Annotated in this window: 23 protein-coding genes and 1 tRNA gene; 5 read left to right on the top strand and 19 right to left on the bottom strand. The window is 69.7% G+C overall.

Annotated elements, in window-relative coordinates:
• Window positions 1-112: 112 nt before the first annotated feature.
• Window positions 113-463, bottom strand: coding sequence for a WhiB family transcriptional regulator (locus tag ACFWRT_RS25575; protein WP_380952081.1), 351 nt, complete (start codon window positions 461-463; stop codon window positions 113-115).
• A 640-nt stretch (window positions 464-1,103) separates the two neighbouring features.
• On the opposite strand from ACFWRT_RS25575, the gene ACFWRT_RS25570 reads away from it, so the two are divergent.
• Window positions 1,104-3,350 (top strand): transglycosylase domain-containing protein, encoded by a 2,247-nt coding sequence (locus ACFWRT_RS25570; protein ID WP_380952080.1) that lies wholly within the window; start codon window positions 1,104-1,106, stop codon window positions 3,348-3,350.
• An 81-nt stretch (window positions 3,351-3,431) separates the two neighbouring features.
• Here the strand turns inward: ACFWRT_RS25570 and ACFWRT_RS25565 are convergent, their stop codons facing one another.
• Entirely contained in the window at window positions 3,432-3,896 is a 465-nt protein-coding gene (locus ACFWRT_RS25565) for a GatB/YqeY domain-containing protein (protein WP_018514200.1), read from the bottom strand.
• A gap of 79 nt (window positions 3,897-3,975) precedes the next feature.
• Between ACFWRT_RS25565 and ACFWRT_RS25560 the strand changes: the two genes are divergently transcribed.
• Entirely contained in the window at window positions 3,976-4,914 is a 939-nt protein-coding gene (locus ACFWRT_RS25560; RefSeq protein ID WP_128846526.1) for a metallophosphoesterase, read from the top strand.
• A gap of 95 nt (window positions 4,915-5,009) precedes the next feature.
• Window positions 5,010-5,083 (top strand) — tRNA-Pro (locus ACFWRT_RS25555).
• A gap of 83 nt (window positions 5,084-5,166) precedes the next feature.
• On the opposite strand, the gene ACFWRT_RS25550 is transcribed toward ACFWRT_RS25555, so the two are convergent.
• From ACFWRT_RS25550 to ACFWRT_RS25470, 17 genes are all read right to left on the bottom strand, one after another.
• Window positions 5,167-6,342, bottom strand: coding sequence for a site-specific integrase (locus ACFWRT_RS25550; protein ID WP_380952079.1), 1,176 nt, complete (start codon window positions 6,340-6,342; stop codon window positions 5,167-5,169).
• 65 nt (window positions 6,343-6,407) lie between these two features.
• On the bottom strand, window positions 6,408-6,608 hold the full coding sequence (locus tag ACFWRT_RS25545) for a helix-turn-helix domain-containing protein (protein WP_216322753.1): 201 nt from the start codon (window positions 6,606-6,608) through the stop codon (window positions 6,408-6,410).
• A 174-nt stretch (window positions 6,609-6,782) separates the two neighbouring features.
• Window positions 6,783-8,033, bottom strand: a complete 1,251-nt coding sequence (locus ACFWRT_RS25540; RefSeq protein WP_380952078.1) for a DUF3631 domain-containing protein — start codon at window positions 8,031-8,033, stop codon at window positions 6,783-6,785.
• Window positions 8,030-8,377, bottom strand: coding sequence for a hypothetical protein (locus ACFWRT_RS25535; protein WP_380952077.1), 348 nt, complete (start codon window positions 8,375-8,377; stop codon window positions 8,030-8,032). The genes ACFWRT_RS25540 and ACFWRT_RS25535 overlap by 4 nt, the downstream gene beginning before the upstream one ends.
• Window positions 8,374-9,261 (bottom strand): bifunctional DNA primase/polymerase, encoded by an 888-nt coding sequence (locus ACFWRT_RS25530; protein WP_380952076.1) that lies wholly within the window; start codon window positions 9,259-9,261, stop codon window positions 8,374-8,376. The genes ACFWRT_RS25535 and ACFWRT_RS25530 overlap by 4 nt, the downstream gene beginning before the upstream one ends.
• Complete coding sequence (locus ACFWRT_RS25525; protein WP_380952075.1) at window positions 9,258-9,989, bottom strand: DNA cytosine methyltransferase; 732 nt, start codon at window positions 9,987-9,989, stop codon at window positions 9,258-9,260. The genes ACFWRT_RS25530 and ACFWRT_RS25525 overlap by 4 nt, the downstream gene beginning before the upstream one ends.
• A gap of 97 nt (window positions 9,990-10,086) precedes the next feature.
• Entirely contained in the window at window positions 10,087-10,299 is a 213-nt protein-coding gene (locus ACFWRT_RS25520) for a hypothetical protein (RefSeq protein ID WP_380952074.1), read from the bottom strand.
• A 261-nt stretch (window positions 10,300-10,560) separates the two neighbouring features.
• A complete protein-coding gene (locus ACFWRT_RS25515) occupies window positions 10,561-12,717 on the bottom strand; it encodes an FtsK/SpoIIIE domain-containing protein (RefSeq protein WP_380952073.1) in 2,157 nt (718 codons plus the stop codon).
• A gap of 86 nt (window positions 12,718-12,803) precedes the next feature.
• Complete coding sequence (locus tag ACFWRT_RS25510) at window positions 12,804-13,127, bottom strand: hypothetical protein (RefSeq protein WP_380952072.1); 324 nt, start codon at window positions 13,125-13,127, stop codon at window positions 12,804-12,806.
• A gap of 83 nt (window positions 13,128-13,210) precedes the next feature.
• Entirely contained in the window at window positions 13,211-13,399 is a 189-nt protein-coding gene (locus ACFWRT_RS25505; protein WP_380952071.1) for a hypothetical protein, read from the bottom strand.
• A 19-nt stretch (window positions 13,400-13,418) separates the two neighbouring features.
• The gene (locus ACFWRT_RS25500; RefSeq protein WP_380952070.1) at window positions 13,419-13,781 is read right to left on the bottom strand and encodes a DUF6251 family protein; all 363 of its coding nucleotides are present in this window, start codon (window positions 13,779-13,781) and stop codon (window positions 13,419-13,421) included.
• Window positions 13,782-13,881: 100 nt separating this feature from the next.
• Window positions 13,882-14,058: a hypothetical protein gene (locus ACFWRT_RS25495; RefSeq protein WP_237325464.1), complete on the bottom strand. Its 177-nt coding sequence runs from the start codon at window positions 14,056-14,058 to the stop codon at window positions 13,882-13,884.
• Window positions 14,058-14,396 carry an RRQRL motif-containing zinc-binding protein gene (locus ACFWRT_RS25490; protein ID WP_380952125.1) on the bottom strand — a complete coding sequence of 113 codons (339 nt, stop codon included), beginning with the start codon at window positions 14,394-14,396 and terminating at the stop codon, window positions 14,058-14,060. The genes ACFWRT_RS25495 and ACFWRT_RS25490 overlap by 1 nt, the downstream gene beginning before the upstream one ends.
• The gene (locus ACFWRT_RS25485) at window positions 14,396-15,265 is read right to left on the bottom strand and encodes a protein spdB (protein WP_380952068.1); all 870 of its coding nucleotides are present in this window, start codon (window positions 15,263-15,265) and stop codon (window positions 14,396-14,398) included. Before ACFWRT_RS25485 ends, ACFWRT_RS25490 begins: the two co-directional genes overlap by 1 nt.
• Window positions 15,262-15,486 carry a hypothetical protein gene (locus ACFWRT_RS25480; RefSeq protein ID WP_380952067.1) on the bottom strand — a complete coding sequence of 75 codons (225 nt, stop codon included), beginning with the start codon at window positions 15,484-15,486 and terminating at the stop codon, window positions 15,262-15,264. Before ACFWRT_RS25480 ends, ACFWRT_RS25485 begins: the two co-directional genes overlap by 4 nt.
• Window positions 15,483-15,752 (bottom strand): DUF6284 family protein, encoded by a 270-nt coding sequence (locus ACFWRT_RS25475; protein WP_380952066.1) that lies wholly within the window; start codon window positions 15,750-15,752, stop codon window positions 15,483-15,485. Before ACFWRT_RS25475 ends, ACFWRT_RS25480 begins: the two co-directional genes overlap by 4 nt.
• Before the next feature lie 94 nt (window positions 15,753-15,846).
• Window positions 15,847-16,302, bottom strand: coding sequence for a protein kilB (locus ACFWRT_RS25470; protein ID WP_380952065.1), 456 nt, complete (start codon window positions 16,300-16,302; stop codon window positions 15,847-15,849).
• 458 nt (window positions 16,303-16,760) lie between these two features.
• Here ACFWRT_RS25470 and ACFWRT_RS25465 point away from each other — a divergent pair, with 458 nt between their 5' ends.
• Both ACFWRT_RS25465 and ACFWRT_RS25460 read left to right on the top strand, forming a co-directional pair.
• Entirely contained in the window at window positions 16,761-17,627 is an 867-nt protein-coding gene (locus ACFWRT_RS25465; protein ID WP_380952064.1) for a GntR family transcriptional regulator, read from the top strand.
• A complete protein-coding gene (locus ACFWRT_RS25460) occupies window positions 17,617-18,318 on the top strand; it encodes an HAD family hydrolase (protein WP_380952062.1) in 702 nt (233 codons plus the stop codon). Before ACFWRT_RS25465 ends, ACFWRT_RS25460 begins: the two co-directional genes overlap by 11 nt.
• Window positions 18,319-18,325: the final 7 nt, after the last annotated feature.

Here is an 18,325-nt window from a genome sequence, read left to right as displayed (position 1 = left end):
TCCCGCAGGGAACGGCGTAGACCTCCCGCAGGGAACGGCGTAGACCTCCCGCAGCGCCCTGTCCGAGCGGCCCGAGCGCGCCGACCCCACAGCCGCGCACGGCCCGAGCGCACTAGCCCACAGCCGCGTACGTCTCCTGCAGTTCGTCGTCCTCCAGCCCGATCACCGCGGGCAGAATGCCGGTGGACCGCTCGTACTCACTGCGTGCGGTCTCCAGCAAGCGGCGCCAGGACGTGACGGTGGGCCGGCGGCGCAGCAGTGCGCGGCGCTCCCGCTCCGTCATTCCGCCCCACACGCCGAACTCGACGCGATTGTCCAGCGCGTCGGCCAGGCACTCGGTCCGCACCGGGCATCCGGTGCACACCGCCTTGGCCCTGTTCTGCGCTGCCCCTTGTACGAACAGTTCATCCGGATCGGTAGTGCGGCAGGCTGCCTGCGCACTCCAGTCGGTTACCCAGCCCATGCCGGCGCCGTCCTCTCCCGAATCGAGGCTCCCCCACGGCGGAAGCGGCATATTCACCGCTGCCAGTTGAGGACGTTACGGAAGGTGGGGACAGCACAACACCCCCTTCGGGCCCAATCTTGAATGGTCCGAACGGACTATGCGTATGCGGCAGATCACCCAGGGGAGTGAGGGAAAGACATGCGCGACTAAGTCCGCGAAAACCGGACAGCACACCCGAATGGCAACGGACGTTCAGTGACACACGGGGCGATTTCGGGAGCGCCGTGGTGTGCGATTCACCTGTGCGTCGGCCGGGAGAAGAATGACCGGAAGAGGCGCATGGGGCTGCAGGGGGGTTGATACGGAACCGGACTGCTGTGACAGTTGAGAGCAGCTTAGGCCAAGGCCTGTCCGCCTGTCCGGCGAATGAGAACGTAGGCGTCTCAGGTGGCCTCGTGCGGGTGTGCCCGTTCGCCGTGCCTGCCGTCTTCCGCACCGCGCCGCGCTCGCGAGCGCATGCCCGTACGCACCGAGGAGCCCACACGCGCCGGGGAGTCGGAGAGTACGCCCGCACCCGGATGTCACGGTCTGGTACGCGAACGCTCCGAGAGGCCCCCGTTCCTACAGAACGCTCATAACTACGGATTAGGCTGCCCTCATGCCAAAGAAGCGCTCGGGCGGGGGTCTCACCACGACCCAGCAGGCCGCCAAGTTCCTCGGTGTCGCCGCACTCTCCGGAGCTGTCCTGGCAGGCATCGCGCTGCCCGCAGCCGGAGCGTTGGGGCTCGCCGCCAAGGGGACGGTCGAAGGGTTCGACGAGATCCCCTCCAACCTGAAGACTCCGCCGCTCAGCCAGCGGACCACGATCCTGGACCGCGACGGCGGGGCGATCGCGACGGTCTACTCGCGCGACCGCACCGTGGTCCCGCTCAAGGACATCTCCCCGTACATGCAGGACGCGATCATCGCGATCGAGGACTCCCGCTTCTACGAGCACGGGGCGGTCGACCTCAAGGGCATCCTGCGCGCGATGAACCGCAACGTACAGACGGGCGGGACCGCGCAGGGCGCGTCGACCCTCACCCAGCAGTACGTGAAGAACGTGTTCGTCGAGGAGGCGGGCGACGACCAGGAGAAGGTCGCGCAGGCCACCCAGCAGACGCTCGGCCGCAAGGTCCGCGAGCTGAAGTACGCGATCCAGGTCGAGGAAGAGCTCGGCAAGAAGAAGATCCTGGAGAACTACCTCAACATCACGTTCTTCGGCCAGCAGGCCTACGGCGTCGAGGCCGCGTCCCAGCGGTACTTCTCCAAGCACGCCAAGGACCTGAAGGTGGAGGAGGCCGCGCTGCTCGCCGGCATCGTCCAGTCGCCGACCCGCTACGACCCGGTCAACGACACGGAGGAGGCCACCAAGCGCCGTAACACCGTGCTGACCCGGATGGCCGCCACCCGTGCCATCACCCAGGCCGAGGCCGACAAGGCCATGGCGACCCCGATCAAGCTGAAGGTCCGCAAGCCGCAGAACGGCTGCATCACGGCCGTCAGCGGCTCCGGCTTCTTCTGCGACTACGTACGCAAGACGATCCTGACGGACCCGGCGTTCGGCAAGACCGACGAGGAGCGCTCCAAGCTCTGGAACCTCGGCGGGCTCACCATCAGGACCACGCTCGACCCGCGCGCCCAGCAGGCCGCCAACGAGGCCGCGACCGCGAAGGTCAACAAGGACGACAAGTTCGCGGCCTCCGTGGTGCAGGTGCAGCCGGGCAGCGGCAAGATCCTCTCCATGGGCCAGTCCCGCCCGTACGGCCTGGACCAGAAGCAGAACGAGACCATGCTCAACCTCTCCGTCAACAACAAGATGGGGGGCAGCACGTACGGCTTCCAGGTCGGCTCCACGTTCAAGCCGTTCACCGCGGCGGCGGCGCTGGAGAAGGGCATCACCCCGGCGACGTCGTTCTCGACGGACTGGAAGATGACCCTCAAGGAGCAGGACTTCCGGAACTGCACCGGCTCCCCGGCGGGCTACGCGGACTGGGCCCTGCAGAACGAGCTGGAGTCCGAGAAGGGCTCCTGGGACATGACCAGCGCGCTCGGCAAGTCCATCAACACCTACTTCGCGCTGCTGGAGCAGAAGGCCGGCCTCTGCGAGACCGTGGAGATGGCGAAGAAGCTCGGCTATGAGCGCGGCGACGGCAAGAAGATCGTGGAAGCCCCCTCGATCACCCTCGGCAGTGAGGTGAGCACCCCGCTCTCCATGGCCGCCGCGTACGCCGGGTTCGCCAACCGGGGCACGTACTGCACGCCGATCGCCATCGAGTCGATCACCGACCCGAACGGCAAGAAGCTCAAGGTCCCGCAGACGAAGTGCTCGCGGGCGATGAGCGAGAACACCGCGGACACCATCAACCAGATGCTCAAGGGCGTCGTCGAGGACGGCACCGGTACGCAGGCCGGCCTGAGCGACCGGGACAACGCGGGCAAGACCGGTACGACGAACGACCGCAAGGACGCCTGGTTCGTCGGGTACACGCCGAACCTCTCCACCGCGGTGTGGGTCGGTGACGACGTCGGCGACAAGAGCTCGATGTTCAACGTCACCATTGGCGGCCAGTACTACGACAAGGTCTGCGGTGGCTGCCTCCCCGGACCGATCTGGCGGATCGCCATGACCGGCGCGCTCAACGCCTCCGAGACTCCGGCGTTCAACCCCGTCTCCGTCCCCCGGGCGAAGGAGAAGGGGGACAAGGAGAAGGGCGACGGCGACCAGGACGGTGACCGTGGCGGCGACGAGGACCGCGAGGACGGCAGGCCCGGCGGCAACCGGCCCGGCATCCAGCTCCCGGGCGGCCTGATCGGCGGCGGTGGCGGTGGCGACCAGCAGGGCGGCGGCAGGTCCGGCCCCTGACCTGCTCGCACGACTCGCACGAAGGGGGGGCGCCCCGGTCGACGGACCGGGGCGCCCCCCTTTTTCACGTCTGTACGGGGCTCAGCCCGCGAGGAGCTTCTTCACTGCGGCGGCGACCCGGCCGCCCTCGGCGAGGCCCGCCACCTTGGGGTTGACGATCTTCATGACGGCACCCATGGCGCGCGGCCCCTCGGCCCCGGCGGCCTTCGCCTCCTCGACGGCGGACGCCACGATCGCGTTCAGCTCGTCGTCGGAGAGCTGCTTGGGGAGGTAGCCGTCCAGCAGCTCGCCCTCCGCCTTCTCCCGCTCCGCCTGCTCGGTCCGGCCGCCCTGGGCGAACGCCTCGGCCGCCTCGCGGCGCTTCTTCGCCTCCTTGGCGATCACCTTCTGCACCTCGTCGTCGGAGAGCTCGCGCGCCGACTTGCCGCTGACCTCTTCCTTGGTGATCGCGGTGAGGGTGAGCCGAAGGGTGGACGAGGTCAGCTCGTCACGCGCCTTCATGGCCGTGTGGAGGTCTTCCTTGAGCTTGGACTTGAGCGTGGTCATGCCGTGATTGTGACAGGTGCGGGGTGCCCGCCGCCCTCCGGTTTTCCGCTCCAGGCACCGTGTCTGCGACGATGGACAGATGCGCGCACGCTACGGAGTACCCCTGAAAGTCACGGCAGTCGGTGCGGCGGTCGGCGCCGCCGGCCTCGCCTACGCCGCCGGATTCGAGGCCCGCTCGTTCCGCTTGCGGCGGGTCACCGTTCCCGTACTCCCGCACGGCGCACGCCCGTTGCGCGTCCTCCAGGTGTCCGACATCCACATGGTGAGCGGCCAGCGCAAGAAGCGCGCCTGGCTCCAGTCGCTGGCGGGCCTGCGCCCCGACTTCGTGGTGAACACCGGCGACAACCTCTCCGACCCGGAGGCGGTGCCGGAGGTGCTGGACGCGCTCGGGCCGCTGATGGAGTTCCCGGGGGTGTACGTCTTCGGCTCCAACGACTACTACGGGCCCAAGCTGCGCAACCCGGGCCGCTACCTCCTGGAGAAGGTCCAGGGCAAGCACGGCCTCAACGGCAACGAGCCCGCGGTCGGCGTCGTGCACAACCCGTGGGAGCCGATGCGCGACGCCTTCGACGAGGCGGGCTGGCTGAACCTGACGAACACCCGGGGCCGGCTCAAGCTGGACGGCACGGAGATCGCGTTCACGGGCCTGGACGACCCGCACATCAAGCGCGACCGGTACGCGGAGGTCCAGGGCGGCCCGGAAACCGGCGCCGACCTCTCCATCGGCGTGGTCCACGCCCCGTACCTGCGCTCCCTGGACGCCTTCACGGCCGACGGCTACCCCCTGATCCTGGCGGGCCACACCCACGGTGGCCAGCTGTGCATCCCCTTCTACGGGGCCCTGGTCACCAACTGCGACCTGGACACCGACCGGGTCAAGGGCCTGTCCACCCACACGGCGGGCGACCACCGCGCCTACCTCCACGTCTCCGCGGGCTGCGGCACCAACCGCTACACCCCGGTCCGCTTCGCCTGCCCGCCCGAGGTCACGCTGCTGACACTGGTGGGGCGGGACTGAAGGGCGGGGCGGAGCCGGGGGCCGGAGAAAGCGGATTTCGCCTCCGGCCGCAGGTGGGCTAAAGTAATCGATGTCGCCGGGAGACCGGTGGACATCGGGGTGTAGCGCAGCTTGGCAGCGCGCTTCGTTCGGGACGAAGAGGTCGTGGGTTCAAATCCCGCCACCCCGACGCTGGTCAGAGGCCACATACGGATATCCGTATGTGGCCTCTGTCGTGCTCCGGGGGGCCAAACAGGGGGCCAAAGGATTTGATCAAGCCTTCGACATGGGTGCCGCATGCCGCTCGGCAAAGATCTCGTCCATAGCCTCTGCTCCCTGCGTGATCACCGGCCGAAGCTGCTTCCTGTACACAGCCTCGGTGGTCGCCTGACTGCTGTGGCCGACCAGCATGGCGATGCGCTCCAGCGGAATGCCGTGATCGGAGAGCAGGGACACGAAACTGTGGCGAAGTTCCCTGGGCGTCCATTCGGGATCGAGCCCCGCCTTTTTCACGATGGCGCGGAAGTCGCGCCGCACGTTCGCGGCATCCAGCGGCTCCCCGCTCCGTGTGGTGAACACCCGGCCGTCAGGACGCCACTCAATGCCGTGAGAGGCGCGTTCCTGCTTCTGCCACCGCAGGTGTTCGACCAACACATCCACGACCTGCTTCGGAAGGGCGATCGTCCGGCGACTCTTGCGCGTCTTCGTCTCCCCGTGCCTGCGCACAGACCGCCACACGGCGACGTGCGGCGGGATGCCGTCCTCGGGGGCCAGGTACACGTGATCCCAGGTGAGCGGCCGGGCCTCCTCAGTCCGCACCCCTGCGAGGAGTGACAGCACCAGGTAGGCGTACAGGCGGCTCCCCCGCGCGGCCCCGAGCACGGCTTTCGCCTGCTCCAGGTTAAGCGCCTTGCTTGGCCGGCCGGTACGCCCCTCCGGAGCGGTCACCAGCAGGGCGACGTTGCGCACGGCCTTGTCTCGCCGCTGGGCGTGTTCGATGGATCGGCGGAGGATTGCGAGCACGTCTCGAAGGCTGCGCGTGGAAAGCGCACCGACACGGCCGGTGAGCCAATCGTCCACGTCGTCGGCGCTGAGGTCCTTGAGCTTGGCCTTACCCACGAACGGGATCAGATGCTTGTCAGCGAGTGTGCGGTTCTTGGCCACGGTCTGAGCGTCTCGGCCCTTCAGTCCGCGCTCCAGCCAGTCATTCACGGCGCTCTCAACGGTGTAGTTGGCGGGAGTGCGAACACCCGCTGCGACCTCCTTCTTGAGCACGCGGATCTTTTCGCGGACCTCCGTCTTGGTCTTGCCGTAAACCTTGGGTCGCAGGCGCTTGCCGTTCGGCGCATAGCCGAGGGAGACCGCCCCCACGTAGCGGTTCTTCGCCTGGTCCCAGTAGATGGTGTCTTCCCCGTGCCCGGCCCTGCGGGTGGGTTTGCTGGTTGCCACGTCGGCAGTTCCTTTCATGCAGCGGGCCCGCCCACGAGAGTGGACGGGCCCGCTGGTCTGGTTGGTCAGTTGGATTCGCGCTTGAGGAGGTCGATGTACTCCTCGACGTACTCCGTCGGGATGCGCCGACTGCGGCCAATCTGGACAGTGCGCAACCGTCCGAGTCGGATCTCCTCGTATGCGGTGGAGCGTTTGACCCCCAGGATTTCGGCGGCGACATCGACGCGGAGGAGGCGGGCGGGCGGCGAGGTGGTTGGCGTGGCCACGGGATTCTCCTCTGGGTGTGGCGGGCGGGTGCTTTCTCTGTCCTGGCAGATCCGCAACGTCCGCCACGCCGCCACATCGCAGGTCAGGGGCCTGTGTTTGTGGCGGATGGCGGTTGTGTGGCGGATAGGTGCCGCCACATCCGGGGGTGTGGCGGCACCTGGTGGTGTTGGGGGTCAGCCCGCGACCGGGAGGAGCGGTGTGGCGGATTCCGCAGGCGTGTGGCGGATGGGTGTGGCGGTATCCGCCACGGATTCACCCCCGTTGACCTGCGGTGTGGCGGACGTGGCGGATGTTGCGGATTCCTCGGGGGGCGGGGGGCAGTACCGGGTCCAGGCGTCCGTGAGGTCTTCCGCGTAGTAGCCCTTGGGGGTGCCGGAGGGGGTGCGGATGCCGCGCGGCTTGATGGGCTTGATGGCCGGGGTGACGTACTGGCCGAGGAGCTTGGCGAGGGTGCGGGAGTTCAGCGGTTTGTCGTCCAGGTCGCCCCAGGGGGCGTCGTCCATGCGGAGCAGGATTTCGAGGATGACGGCGGTGGGCACCCGGTCGGCGCCGCAGAACACGGTGTCGCGCAGGTCGGTCAGCAGCCGGACACCCAGCGATGCTTCGTCGTTGTCCTGTCCGGCGTTGATCAGGTCCAGGCAGGCGGCGCGGGCGCGGGCGGGCCAGGTTCCGCCGGCCGCGTCCGCGACGGCGAGGAGCGGTTCCCATACGTCGGCGGGGCGGTCGGTGACTCCTTCGGGCATGTCGGGCCAGGCGTTGGCGACCTGGTCGCGGACGGTGTCGGCCCATTTCGCGATCCGGTCGCGCAGGGCGTGGCCCTGCTTCTCGTGGATGCGCTGGCGATAGGACTCGACCTTCTCGTTGGGGGCCCGCTTCCGCATACGGATGATGACGGAGCGGGTCAGGACGGTGTCGGGGAGCGAGCCGAGTCCGGCCATGGCGACGGCGCAGTAGGAGCCGAAGACCTGGGCGTTCTGGTTGGAGCCGTCTCCGACGCAGCGCAGGGCCCCGCCGATCCTGCGGTATCCGGCGTTCAGGAAGCCGCGCAGCGCCTCGTCCGCTCCGGCCTTGGGGCCGAAGATGGTGTCCACCTCGTCGAACAGGACGGTGGGCAGTCCCTCGGCGGAGTCGACCAGCCGGTAGAGGGCGTTCGCTGACGCGGACACCGTGCTCATGGGGCGGGGGGTGAGGATTTCCACGATCTCCAGGGCCCGGGACTTCCCCGATCCGGGTTCCGGGGAGAGGAACGCGATGCGCGGGGTGGTCTCGAAGCAGTCGATCAGGTGGGCGTGCGCGTCCCACAGGGCGACCGCGACGTAGGCGGACTCGGTGGGGAAGACGTTGAACCGGCGGTGGAACGCCTCCAGTTCATCGAGCAGGGCAGCACCGTCGATGGGTGCCTTGGACTGCTGGTCGGGGTTCATGCGGCGTTCCTCCGGTGCTGCTCGGTGTGCGGGCAGTGATCGACGCGGGCGCGGGTGGTCAGGTCGGTGACGCGGTCACGACCCCGGGCGCGTTCGTAGTGGCCGCAGGCGCAGAGCCAGTCGGCGGCGGGGATCTGGTTGTGTCCCAGCCCGCGCACCGTCAGGCCGGGGCGGATGCCGGTCACCGTGACCGTGCGCGGGTCAGGAAGAACAGCAACGCGGACGCCTTCGGCGACGCCTTTCGGCCCGCCACCGGTCATCCGTGCTGCGGCGGCATTGGCGGCCTGCGGGCTGTTCGGGGTGACAGGCAGGCTCTTAAATCGCAGGTTCCTGGCGGTGGTCATGCCGGCCGCCCGGGATTGTTGGCGATGGACCAGTTCAGAGCGCTCGCCACAGCCTTGCGGCACTCGTTCTCCCGGAGCCCGGCCGCCAATCCCGCCGAATTAAGAGCCTGCTCCACCTCACTGCGGGCGAGGTCGCCGGACGGGATGAACCGCCCCAACGCCCGTGCGGCCCTCACCAGCGTCCAGTTCCGCACACCCTCACCGGCCCCGGCTACGGCCGCCGTTTCGGCCCTGAGAGCCGCTGCGGCGTACCGAGAGGCCCGAACCGGCACAGGTGCGGCCGTCAATGCCCGGGAGGGCTGACGGGGCGTCAGAAGCGCGTACAGCCATTCCGGGAGCGGTACGGGCGCGGTCGGATCGACCACCTCGTACGCACCGCCGGGGAGGACGCTCCCGGCGCTCACGACGTAGCCACCGTGGGCGCGGGTGTCGATGTGGGTGCCGAGCCTGCCCGCGCTGTTGCCGAGCCGGACCCCGCCGGGGGCGGTGAAGTACAGGTGGTGTCCACCGCTCGCGGTCCGGGTCCGGTAGGTGGCGGGGACGGTCTGCCCGGCGCGCTCGCAGAGTGCTTGCAGGGCAGTCACGCCGTCAGGCGTTCCTTTCGGGTCCTTCGCCTTGACCGGGTCCAGGTCCACCACGACCAACCCGGAAGGGCCCGTGGCCAGACCGACGTTGAACGCCCCCGCCGACCACGCCTTGCGGATGCGATCGGGGTCGGTGGTGGCCCGCTGCTCCCACTTCCGGTGCCCGCCGGCGCAGTCGCCGGTGCCGGGGCAGGCGGTCTCGCCGTGGAGGGCGGGGCGCTTGTCGCGGGGGCGGAGCGGGAAGACATGCCACCCGCGCTCAGCCGCCTCCAGCGTGACGGCCAGGAGGCGGGCGTTCACGCGGCCACCCCCGCCGGACGGACAGCGGTGAGCAGGGCGTGGCCGATGTGCTCGGAGAACGCCGGGGGGATGGCCTCGGTCAGTTCCTCGCGGACGTCGGTCCACGTGATGCCCATCGCGGTCTGCATCTCGGGGACGGTGGCTTTGCCGCCGCCGGCGCCGTACGGGGCGACGTAGGGCCCGTCCCGGTAGACGCCATGGCGGTAGCCGCGCACGTACCCCCGGTGCTTCGGGTGCGCCGGCTGCGGCATGGTCCAGCCGCCCAGCTCGAGGTTGCGGTGGCGCAGGACACCGAGACCGAACATCTCCCCGCACAGCCACACGTCCCGCCGTACGGGCGCCTTCCCGTTGGGCTGCTCGATGACGTACGGCAGGCCGGTGGCGTCCAGCAGGGTGCGCAGTTCGGGGATGAGCTGGACGTGGTCACGTCCCCAGCCGCGCGACTTGTTGGTGCCGATGGTGAGCGCGCATCCGGCCTGGCACGGCGGCGAGGTGTGCACGGCGGCGAACCGACCGATCTCCCCGGACGCGATCAGGGCGGCGAGGTGATCGAGAGCGTCGGCCCGGACGAACTCGTACGGGTAGTTCGGGCGGTCCACGATGTCGACACCGACGACGTCGAACCCGGCTCGCTGGTAGCCGGTGGCGGCGCCGCCGGCGCAGCAGAACAGGTCGAGTAACAGCGGCCGGTGGCCGGGCACTCGCCTGATAGGGGTGGGGTGGGTCATGCTGGATGCCTCCACTGTTGAGTTGGGTGGACGAGAGCGGCCCCGCGACTTTGGCGAGACGAGGGGGCCGCTCTCGGCGTGTGGGGTCAGGGGGATGTCACGAACGGGGCGGGTTGAGTGCGGCCAGGCAGGTGGGGCACGTGACCTCTCCGGGGTCCGCCACCTCCGTCAGTCCGGATGCGCCGCACAGCCCGAACGGGGTGCCCTGAAAGCCGTACCGGGTTGCTCCGAGTCGGTGCACGAGTCCCGTGTCGTCGCGGCCGTACGTCTCGAAGGGTCCGCCGTCCGCGAAAAAGGGTCGGTGGGTCATGCAGGTCTCCTCTACAGGTCGGGGATGGAGTCGACGGGAGCGCCGCGTTGGGCGCTATCCGGAATCCCTGCCGCTGATACGGCAGGGAGGCTTGGGCACCCCCTGTCGGGGTGGGCGTGGAGGGGTTTCGGGGGCCTGACCTGCGGCGCCTCCCTGCCTCCCTGCAAGGTCATTTGTGCTGGTCAGGGCCAGGGAGGCAGGTCAGGGAGGGGGTCAGGGAGTTCTCCCTGCCTCCCTGACCCGGCGGGGGTCACTTCCCTGCTACTCGGCGGCGGAAGCGGAACCGTCGGTATCCCGGTTGGCGAGGTGGCGGGCGAGGCGTTCGCGGCGGATGGTCATGCGGCCGTCGGACTTGTAGGGCTCGGCCCCGGTGCCGTCCAGGACCCGCTTCAGGTCGAGGAACGACCACTCCCCGTAGGCGTCCTCGTTCAGCGCGGCGAGGCGCTTGAGGACGTCCTGGGTGAGGACGCGGGAGGTGTCTCCGAGGACGGTCATGATGTCCGCGAGCGGGTCCCGGTCCTCGCCGTGGTCGATGGCGGTCAGGGTGGTGACGCCGTCGCGCATCGCCTTGGCGCGGTCCGCGACCACGGCGGCGTCGTCGGTGCTGATGTAGTGCGTCCGCACCGTGATCGCGGCCTGCCCGGCGGGAATCTTGATCCCGTCCGAGGCGACCACCACCGTGCCCTTGTCCAGACCGGGCCGCAGGAGGTTCGGTGCCGCACCACCGTCGACCGCCTTGTCTCCCAGGGCCATGCGGGCCTGGGAATCGGTGCCGAGGGCGAGGGAGGCGCGGGTGTGGGCGCCTTCGCGGACCAGTTTGGGGAGGTTCTGGTCGGTGGGGTCCTGGGTGCCCTGGTAGAGCAGCACGTCCACGGCCCGCCCCTGGTTGTGGATCTTCCGGGCGGCCATGAAGTACCGACTGGTTGCCTTGGACCCGCCGTAGGGGCGCTTCTCGCCGTCGACCACGGGGCACATGAACGCGACCTGCGCTTCGTCCACGATCCCGATCAGCGGCGTGAACACGGTCCCGGGCGGCGCCTGGATGCGGCGCTCCATCTCCTTGACCAGGCCTTCCAGCATCTCCGTCGCTTCGATGACGTGGTCATCGGTCGGCCCCTGGATCAGGACGGTTGCGAGGCCGTCGAACATGCCCCAGTCCCCGACGCCCTTGAGGTCCGCGATCCGGAACTCCACCCGGGCGTCCAGGGCGAGCCAGAGGGCGAGGGCGCGCAGGGCGGCGGTCTTGCCCTGGTTGGACAGGCCAGTGATCAGGAAGTGCCGCTGGTAGAGGCTGATCAGGGCGGCGTCCCCGCGCAGGTCCTGACCCCAGGGGGCCCGGCCCTTGGCGTAGTCGGCGGTGAGGGTGGTGTCCGTCAGGAGCGGGGAGGGGCCGATCGGCTCGTCCAGCGCCCCGGAGTCCGCGATCCACAGCCGGACGGTGCGGGCGGCCTGCGGGATCGTGATGAACACCTCGTGTTCATGGCGGGCGAGGTTCTCCGCCAACTTCCTCCGGCGCCCCTGCACTTCGTTGGTGGCGACGCCGGAGGGGAGGGTGACGTCGACTTCGACACCGCACCCGGCGATGCGGATCGGGCCGAGCATCGCGGCCCCCGCATCCCCCATCTCCTTCACGGCCTGCCGCAACGGCGCGATGCCGAGATCGCGCAGGGCGGTGACGACGACGGACGGGGTGATCGGCGCCCCCGCGTCCGCCGACCGGGCGGGCAGTACCCACTGCGGCGCCGCCTGCTGATGCCGCCCCACACCCCACAGGGCCAGTAAGGCGGCCCACGGTCCCAGGGTGACCAGCGGCCCCCACACCACGGTGATGACCACGACGATCCAGCGAACCAGTTCGATCAGTGCCAGGGTCGGGGTGGCGAGGTCGGCGAAGTTCGTGTTGGCGATGGCGAGGAAGATGCCGAGGACCAGCAGCCCACCGGCCGTGAGCCCGGCCGCTGCGGCGGCGCCCTTGGCGGCCTTGACCGGGGCGGAGAGCAGGTCCATGCGGCGCTGGTGGCGGGCGGCGCGGAAGCGGGAGAGGCGCTCTTCCCACTCGGTGGCGAGGTCGAGGTTCCCCGCGGCTTCCGCCGCCCGCAGCATCCGCTCATACCGTGAGGCGGTACGGCCCTCCCACGCACGGCGGGCGACGATCCGGCCGCCGCCGACCACGTACATGCCGTGCCGGACGGCGAACCGGGCCGTGGAACGCGTGCGGTCATGCGTGGCGACCCTGCGGACGGCGCGGCCGGTACGGACGATCCGCGACACCTGCGGCACGGCCAGGGGCGGCGGGGTGGTCGGTGCGGTGGCCGGGTCCTTGGCCAGGCTGACCGGGTCGGCCGGCGGGGTGGGGCGGTGGTCGTCGAGGTGGTGCACGGTCCCCATTCCGGGGTCCGCGATGGCGGGTTCGGTCATGATGAACGTGCCTCTCCTGCTCAGTGAAACGGGTTGGGGTGTGATGGGGGTGGCCGGTTTCCTTGGCCGGGTCCGGCCGCCCCCGCTCAGCCGCGCTCGGCCTTGTGAACGGCCCGCTCGGCGAGGCGTACGCGCTGCTCGGCCTGCTTGCGGGCCTCGCGAGCGGCGGGCTTGTCGGCGCGGGGGGCGGTGCGCTCGACGGCCTTGGCGGCGGCGAGATCCTGGCGGGCCTTGGCCTGCACCTCGTGCAGCGCGGCCAGTTCCAGGGCGCCGCGCTCAGCGGCGGCCTGGTCGATGCGCTCGATCCGGCGCTTGATGTCCGGGTCGACGCAGTCGGCGAGGGACTGGCGGAAGCCCTTGCGGAACAGCTTGCCGCGCTCGCGGGACTCGGCCTTGGTGTAGCTGTGCACGGTGACCTCCCGTGATGGGGCCGGACTGTCCGGCTCCCCAACCACCCCCGAAACGAGTCCAGTTCGGGGGTGGCGGGCAGCCGTCAGGCGGGCCGCAACTCGCGGGTGTGGCACAGGGCGGGGCCGATCAGCAGCCCGATCCCGTGCACGGTCCACCGGCCCCCGGTGAGCGGGCCGGGCGGTACTTCGTCAACGATCCGGCCGGTTCTGCCGGCCGCGCGCGGGTCGTCCTCACACGAGACGATCCGCACCCGATCACCTGCCTGGAACACGGGGTGTCTCCCTTCCAGGTCAGCGGCGCTTGCGGCCGGTCGGGGCGCCCTTGTCGCCGACCGACTTCACGACGGTCACGACGCCCCAGGCGCAGACGGCAGCGACCAGGGCGAGCAGGGCGAGGTTCGCGGCGATCGCGGTGAGCACCCCGACCAGCAGCGGGCCGAAGTAGACCCCGGCGGCCACCATCCCGGCGCCCATCCCGGAGCCGAGCGCGAGACGCTGAACGGTGCGGTCCGGGGGTGCCTGGTGGACGTGGACGACATGAGGCACGGCCGTGGACTGCTGGTAGGGGGCGGGCAGGTGGTCGGTGTAGGCGGGGGTGCCGTCCGGGAGCTGCACGACGGCAGGCGGACGGGGGGCGGGCAGGTGGGGTTCCACGCGGGTCCTTCCCTAGGCGGGGTGGTGCGAGAGTGCCCCGGGCCGGAGTCGAACCGGCTGACCACCTCCGCGTTCATCGGGTGGCCGGGGCGGTACTGCGTCAGGCGTCGGACGGCTGCGAGGTACGGGCCTCGGTGGCCTCGGAGGTCGCGGCGGAGACGGCGAGCTGGGCGAGGATCTCGGCCTTGCGGAAGTCGTAGGGGGTGATCGCCTGGTAGCGGTCCCGGTCCTTGGCGAGGAGGCGTTCGGCGGCGGCACGGTACTCGGCGGCGTTCATCAGGCGATGTCCTTCCGGGCGGGCGGGGTGTCGTGGCAGGTGACGCACATGCCGAGCGAACGCGGGATGCAATACCCGACGTCGGTCCGGCAGTTGGGGCAGGTGCGGCGGGCGAGCATCGCCGCCGCCAGAGCAGCCGTGCGGCCCGGGGTCATGGGCCGCACCGGCTTGGCGTGCTCGATGCGGTAGAGGTAGGCGACCAGCGGGCCCCGCCGGCGGCGGGGCCGGTGAAGCTCTGCCACGACGTCCTGACCGCCCGGCCGCAGCCCCATGGACCGGAGCTGCCGGCGGGTGGCCAACCCGTCGGGGGCGAGGCGCCACCGGTAGACGTCGGCCATCAGGCGGCCACGACGCGCTTCCACGCCCCCCGGAGCCGGACCTCGGATGCGGAGTGGCCGGCGGCCCGGAAGCGGGTGGACATCTCCCGGTAGGACAGGGCCGGGGTCTCGCTGTGCCGGATCTCATCCACCAACCGGTCCAGCTCCGCATCCGTGAGCGCGGGCGCACTCTCCAGCGCGGGGAGGGGGTTGGTGGGGCCCCAGACGGGGAGTTCCCAGGTGGGTGTGACGCCGGGTGTGACGCGGGTCGTCACGCTGGTCAGGGCCCTGCCGGTGTCCTTCCCGGCCCGGGTGTTCTCCAGCGTCGACCACGCCTTGGCGAGGGTGGTGGCGGTCTGTGCCTGGACGCGTGCGACGCGCGCCCCGGCCTGCGTCACAGCCGCCAGCCGCGTCTCCTCCGTGCCCGCCTCGGCCCGCAGCCGAACACGGGCCACGGCGGCTTCGTCGCGGGCTTCCTGCTGGATCCCCTGAATCGCCTCCAACGCGGACCCGGTCAACGCGGTCCGCTCCCACAACCCATGCACCAACCACAACGCCTTCGCCGCCAGCGGCAACCAGGCCACCGCGAGCCACGCACCGGCGCTCCCGTCGGCGGTGGCGGCATGGGCGACCAGGACACCGGTGGCAACCAGGCCGAAGAACCAGCCCACGACCGTAACCGGGGTGGAGTGGTCACCCTGGGCGGCGAGACGGCGTTCGTAGGCGAGGGTGGCGAGCCACCCGCCATCGATCCCCAGACCCACGACCAGGGCGATCGGCCACGGCATCGCGGTACCGAGCCACATCACGACCACGGCCAGCGTCAGGACCATGGACACCGCCGTCATCGCGACGGCCGGCAGAACCGTCTTCGCGGTCGTGGCACTCATGCCGCACCGCCGTTCCCGTACAGGAAGCGGAACAGGGCCAGCTTGAGTTCCACCCAGTCCGGGCCGGAAGCGGGCCGGGGGTAGCCGTGCCGGGTGAGTACGTCGGCCACGTCCAGGGCCAGCCCTGCGGTGAACCGGGCGTCGTCCTCGGGCCGGGGGGTGATCGGGTAGGCCCGTTCGGCGGGGGCCGGACTGCTGTCCGGCGTCATCGACTCACTCACGCCGCACCGCCAGGCGCGGCCACGGCGGCGGCGCGGTTGGCGAGGTCCCGGCGAACGGCCAGCATCCGGCGCCGTGCCCGGCGGATGCGCTGCTGGTCCAGCTCGGTCGGGGTGCGGTCGATGGTCATGATCTGCGCGTCCAGCAGGACGACGTCCGCCAGAATCAGCGGCATCTCCGTCTCGATCGCGTCCAGCTCGGCGTTCGACGGCTCACCGTCGAACGGGGCGGCCGTAACAACGGCCTGAAGTGCTGCGATGCTCTTCATGAGTCGTTCTCTCCCTGTGAAGGATGTGCGGCTCGAACAGCGGCCCCGGTGTTCCAGCACCGGGGCCGCACTGCGTCGTGAAGCGGTTGGAGCGTCAGACGGTCGCGGTGGCGGCGGCGGCGCGGATGAGGTCGTCGGCGGCCTCGATCGCGGCCCGGCGGTAGAAGTCGAGAAGCTCCCGGTTCTCCGCACCCCGCAGCGCGTACGCCGCATCCGCCGCAGCATGGGCAGCTACAGCGAGCTCGGGGGCCAGGATCGCCAGCGTGGTCAGCGGGGCGGTCAGGGCGGAGCGGGTGTTGTGACTGGCCACACGGGCGGCCTGGTAGTCGGCCTCCGAAGCGCCGGACAGCCGTGCGTCCTCGCGGACCCACATCGCCCGCCGGTGATCGGCCAACGCCGCCGTCGCAGCGGTGACAGCCGCGATCCGGTCCCGCCGCTCCTCATGCCGGCGGACATCCGCACGGTCGGTGCGGGCGGTGCGCTGCTGAAGCAGATAGGCGGTCACCGACCCCAGCAGGGTTCCCAGTACCGCGATCACGCTTCCCCACATCGTGGGCCCCTCTCGTTGGATGAAACCGGGTGTCCGGCTCCCCTCAGCCCCGCCCGTACAGCACCGCGTAAAGCGGACTGGACGGGCGGAGGAGGCAACCGGCCGCAGCAGTCATGGGCACTGCGGTGGGTCTGGACATGCGGGTGTCTCCTTCGGGAACACGAGCTCCCGGGTAGGCGTATGGAGACGCGACCTTTCGGTCTAAGCCCTCCGGGACTGACAAGGGACCCGGGACCCTCCCCCCGACCAATGCGGGGCTCCTGCGGTTCAGCGATGCGGTCCGGCGGAGAGCCGACGGGCGCAGGTCGAAGCAGCCCAAAGAAAGGCCCGACTCACCGCACTTGACCAACTTGGCTAGCTTGGCTGAGCTGCCCCTAATGTAGCCAGCATGACTAGCCATGTCAATGTCTGGCTAGCCTGGCTGCCCTGATCAAGGATTTGGGGCGTAGCATCGGGGCATGACTTTCACGCCCGAACCGCTGGACCCGGACGACAGCCGCCCGCCTTACGAGCAGGTCGCCAGCAGCCTTGCCGCAGCCATTCGGACTAGGAGGCTCGCCCCTGGCGACAAGCTGCCGTCGCACAAGAACCTCACCGACCTGTACGGGTTCGCCAGGGCGACGATTCAGCGCGCACTGCGGGACCTGGAGGATGAAGGGCTGGTCGTCTCCCGCAAGGGAAGCGGCGTGTACGTGCGGAACCGGACCGAACGGCCGGCCGGTCTGCGGCCCTACGTCGAGCAGGCTTTCGCCAGCCCGAACGTCTCAATCGACTTCGCTGGTTTCTCTAGTGAGACGCTGCATGGAGCCCTACAGGAACCGATCGACAAGATCCGGGTCGGCCGACTGACACCGACCAGCATCAACATCCGAATTCTGGTGCCGGACATGGACGTGCCTCAGGCCGCCCCGGTACGTCGGAGTGACGGCGCTGACGACCCCCGCCTCCGAGCCCGCATGCACGACATGATGGTCGGCTTCACCCGAAGCATCGCCAACGCCGTGGGGGAACTCCAGCACCTTGGCCTAGTCCAAGAGGCCACTGTCAGCGTGCGAGTTCACAGCGGAACGCAATTCTTCAAACTCTACGTCATCAACCAGGGAGACGCGTTCTTCGGGTACTACCCGATCCGCCCGAACAAGGTGTCCGCGGGAGGGGAAACGATCGACATCTACGACCTGGTGGGCGCGGACGCTGCACTGTTCCACTACTCGACCAATGAAGGCGACGCGACCAGCGGCGCACAGCAAGTCGAACAGGCCCGCCTCTGGTTCGAGAGCGTCTGGAGCACCGTCGGAAGGGACTTCGACCCCTATGGCGCCTGAGAGCCTGACCGCGACCGTCGCCGCTACCAGCGGCGTGCTCTTCGACTTCGACGGGCCCGTCTGCGACGTATTCGCCGGGCACCCCGCCCCTGACGTCGCGCGAGAGCTCGCCGCCATCCTCACCCAGATCGACACGTCGACTGGCGAGCGGGCTCTCGAAACGGACGACCCGATGGAAGTGCTGCGATTGGCACCCCGCGTCGGCGAGAGTGCCGTGCGCCGCATCGAAGAAGCCCTCACGGCGGCAGAAGTCTCGGCAGTCAAGGCTGCGGGCATCCCCGTCACGGGCGCCGTGGATTCTCTTCGCGCGGCCCATAAGTCCGGCCGAAGAGTGGCGATCGTCAGCAACAACTCGGCGGCGTGCGTGAAGGAATTTCTAGCAATCCACGACCTTGATCGATTCGTGCACCAAGTGATCGGCCGCTACCCGAATCGCCCGGACCTCATGAAGCCTTCGCCGTTTCCTCTTGAAAGAGCCGCTGAGGGACTTGGGGTCAGAGCGAGCACCTGCACACTGATCGGTGATTCGACTACGGACATCGAGGCCTCCGCGCGGGCGGGCTCCATGGCGATCGGCTTCGCCAACAAGCCCGGCAAGGAGGAAAGCCTCGCTGCCGCCGGAGCTTGGGCGATCGTCACGACGATGGCTAGCATCGCTGAAGCTCTTCTGACGCCACGGCCGCACGTTTAGCCTTTGG

The sequence above is a fragment of the Streptomyces cyaneofuscatus genome (assembly GCF_042718795.1).
GTDB lineage: Bacteria > Actinomycetota > Actinomycetes > Streptomycetales > Streptomycetaceae > Streptomyces > Streptomyces cyaneofuscatus_A.
Note: the sequence above shows the minus strand (reverse complement) of the source record. Positions and strands in the feature narration are given on the sequence as shown.

Excerpts from the sequence above, each read along its gene's own strand:
- ACFWRT_RS25490 (WP_380952125.1), bottom strand. The coding sequence starts at position 14,396 with ATGGCCGACGTCTACCGGTGGCGCCTCGCCCCCGACGGGTTGGCCACC.
- ACFWRT_RS25460 (WP_380952062.1), top strand. The coding sequence starts at position 17,617 with ATGGCGCCTGAGAGCCTGACCGCGACCGTCGCCGCTACCAGCGGCGTG.
- ACFWRT_RS25570 (WP_380952080.1), top strand. The coding sequence starts at position 1,104 with ATGCCAAAGAAGCGCTCGGGCGGGGGTCTCACCACGACCCAGCAGGCC.
- ACFWRT_RS25485 (WP_380952068.1), bottom strand. The coding sequence starts at position 15,265 with ATGAGTGCCACGACCGCGAAGACGGTTCTGCCGGCCGTCGCGATGACG.
- ACFWRT_RS25575 (WP_380952081.1), bottom strand. The coding sequence starts at position 463 with ATGGGCTGGGTAACCGACTGGAGTGCGCAGGCAGCCTGCCGCACTACC.
- ACFWRT_RS25560 (WP_128846526.1), top strand. The coding sequence starts at position 3,976 with ATGCGCGCACGCTACGGAGTACCCCTGAAAGTCACGGCAGTCGGTGCG.
- ACFWRT_RS25525 (WP_380952075.1), bottom strand. The coding sequence starts at position 9,989 with ATGACCCACCCCACCCCTATCAGGCGAGTGCCCGGCCACCGGCCGCTG.
- ACFWRT_RS25465 (WP_380952064.1), top strand. The coding sequence starts at position 16,761 with ATGACTTTCACGCCCGAACCGCTGGACCCGGACGACAGCCGCCCGCCT.
- ACFWRT_RS25540 (WP_380952078.1), bottom strand. The coding sequence starts at position 8,033 with ATGAACCCCGACCAGCAGTCCAAGGCACCCATCGACGGTGCTGCCCTG.
- ACFWRT_RS25470 (WP_380952065.1), bottom strand. The coding sequence starts at position 16,302 with ATGTGGGGAAGCGTGATCGCGGTACTGGGAACCCTGCTGGGGTCGGTG.
- ACFWRT_RS25535 (WP_380952077.1), bottom strand. The coding sequence starts at position 8,377 with ATGACCACCGCCAGGAACCTGCGATTTAAGAGCCTGCCTGTCACCCCG.
- ACFWRT_RS25515 (WP_380952073.1), bottom strand. The coding sequence starts at position 12,717 with ATGACCGAACCCGCCATCGCGGACCCCGGAATGGGGACCGTGCACCAC.
- ACFWRT_RS25565 (WP_018514200.1), bottom strand. The coding sequence starts at position 3,896 with ATGACCACGCTCAAGTCCAAGCTCAAGGAAGACCTCCACACGGCCATG.
- ACFWRT_RS25475 (WP_380952066.1), bottom strand. The coding sequence starts at position 15,752 with ATGAAGAGCATCGCAGCACTTCAGGCCGTTGTTACGGCCGCCCCGTTC.
- ACFWRT_RS25495 (WP_237325464.1), bottom strand. The coding sequence starts at position 14,058 with ATGAACGCCGCCGAGTACCGTGCCGCCGCCGAACGCCTCCTCGCCAAG.
- ACFWRT_RS25520 (WP_380952074.1), bottom strand. The coding sequence starts at position 10,299 with ATGACCCACCGACCCTTTTTCGCGGACGGCGGACCCTTCGAGACGTAC.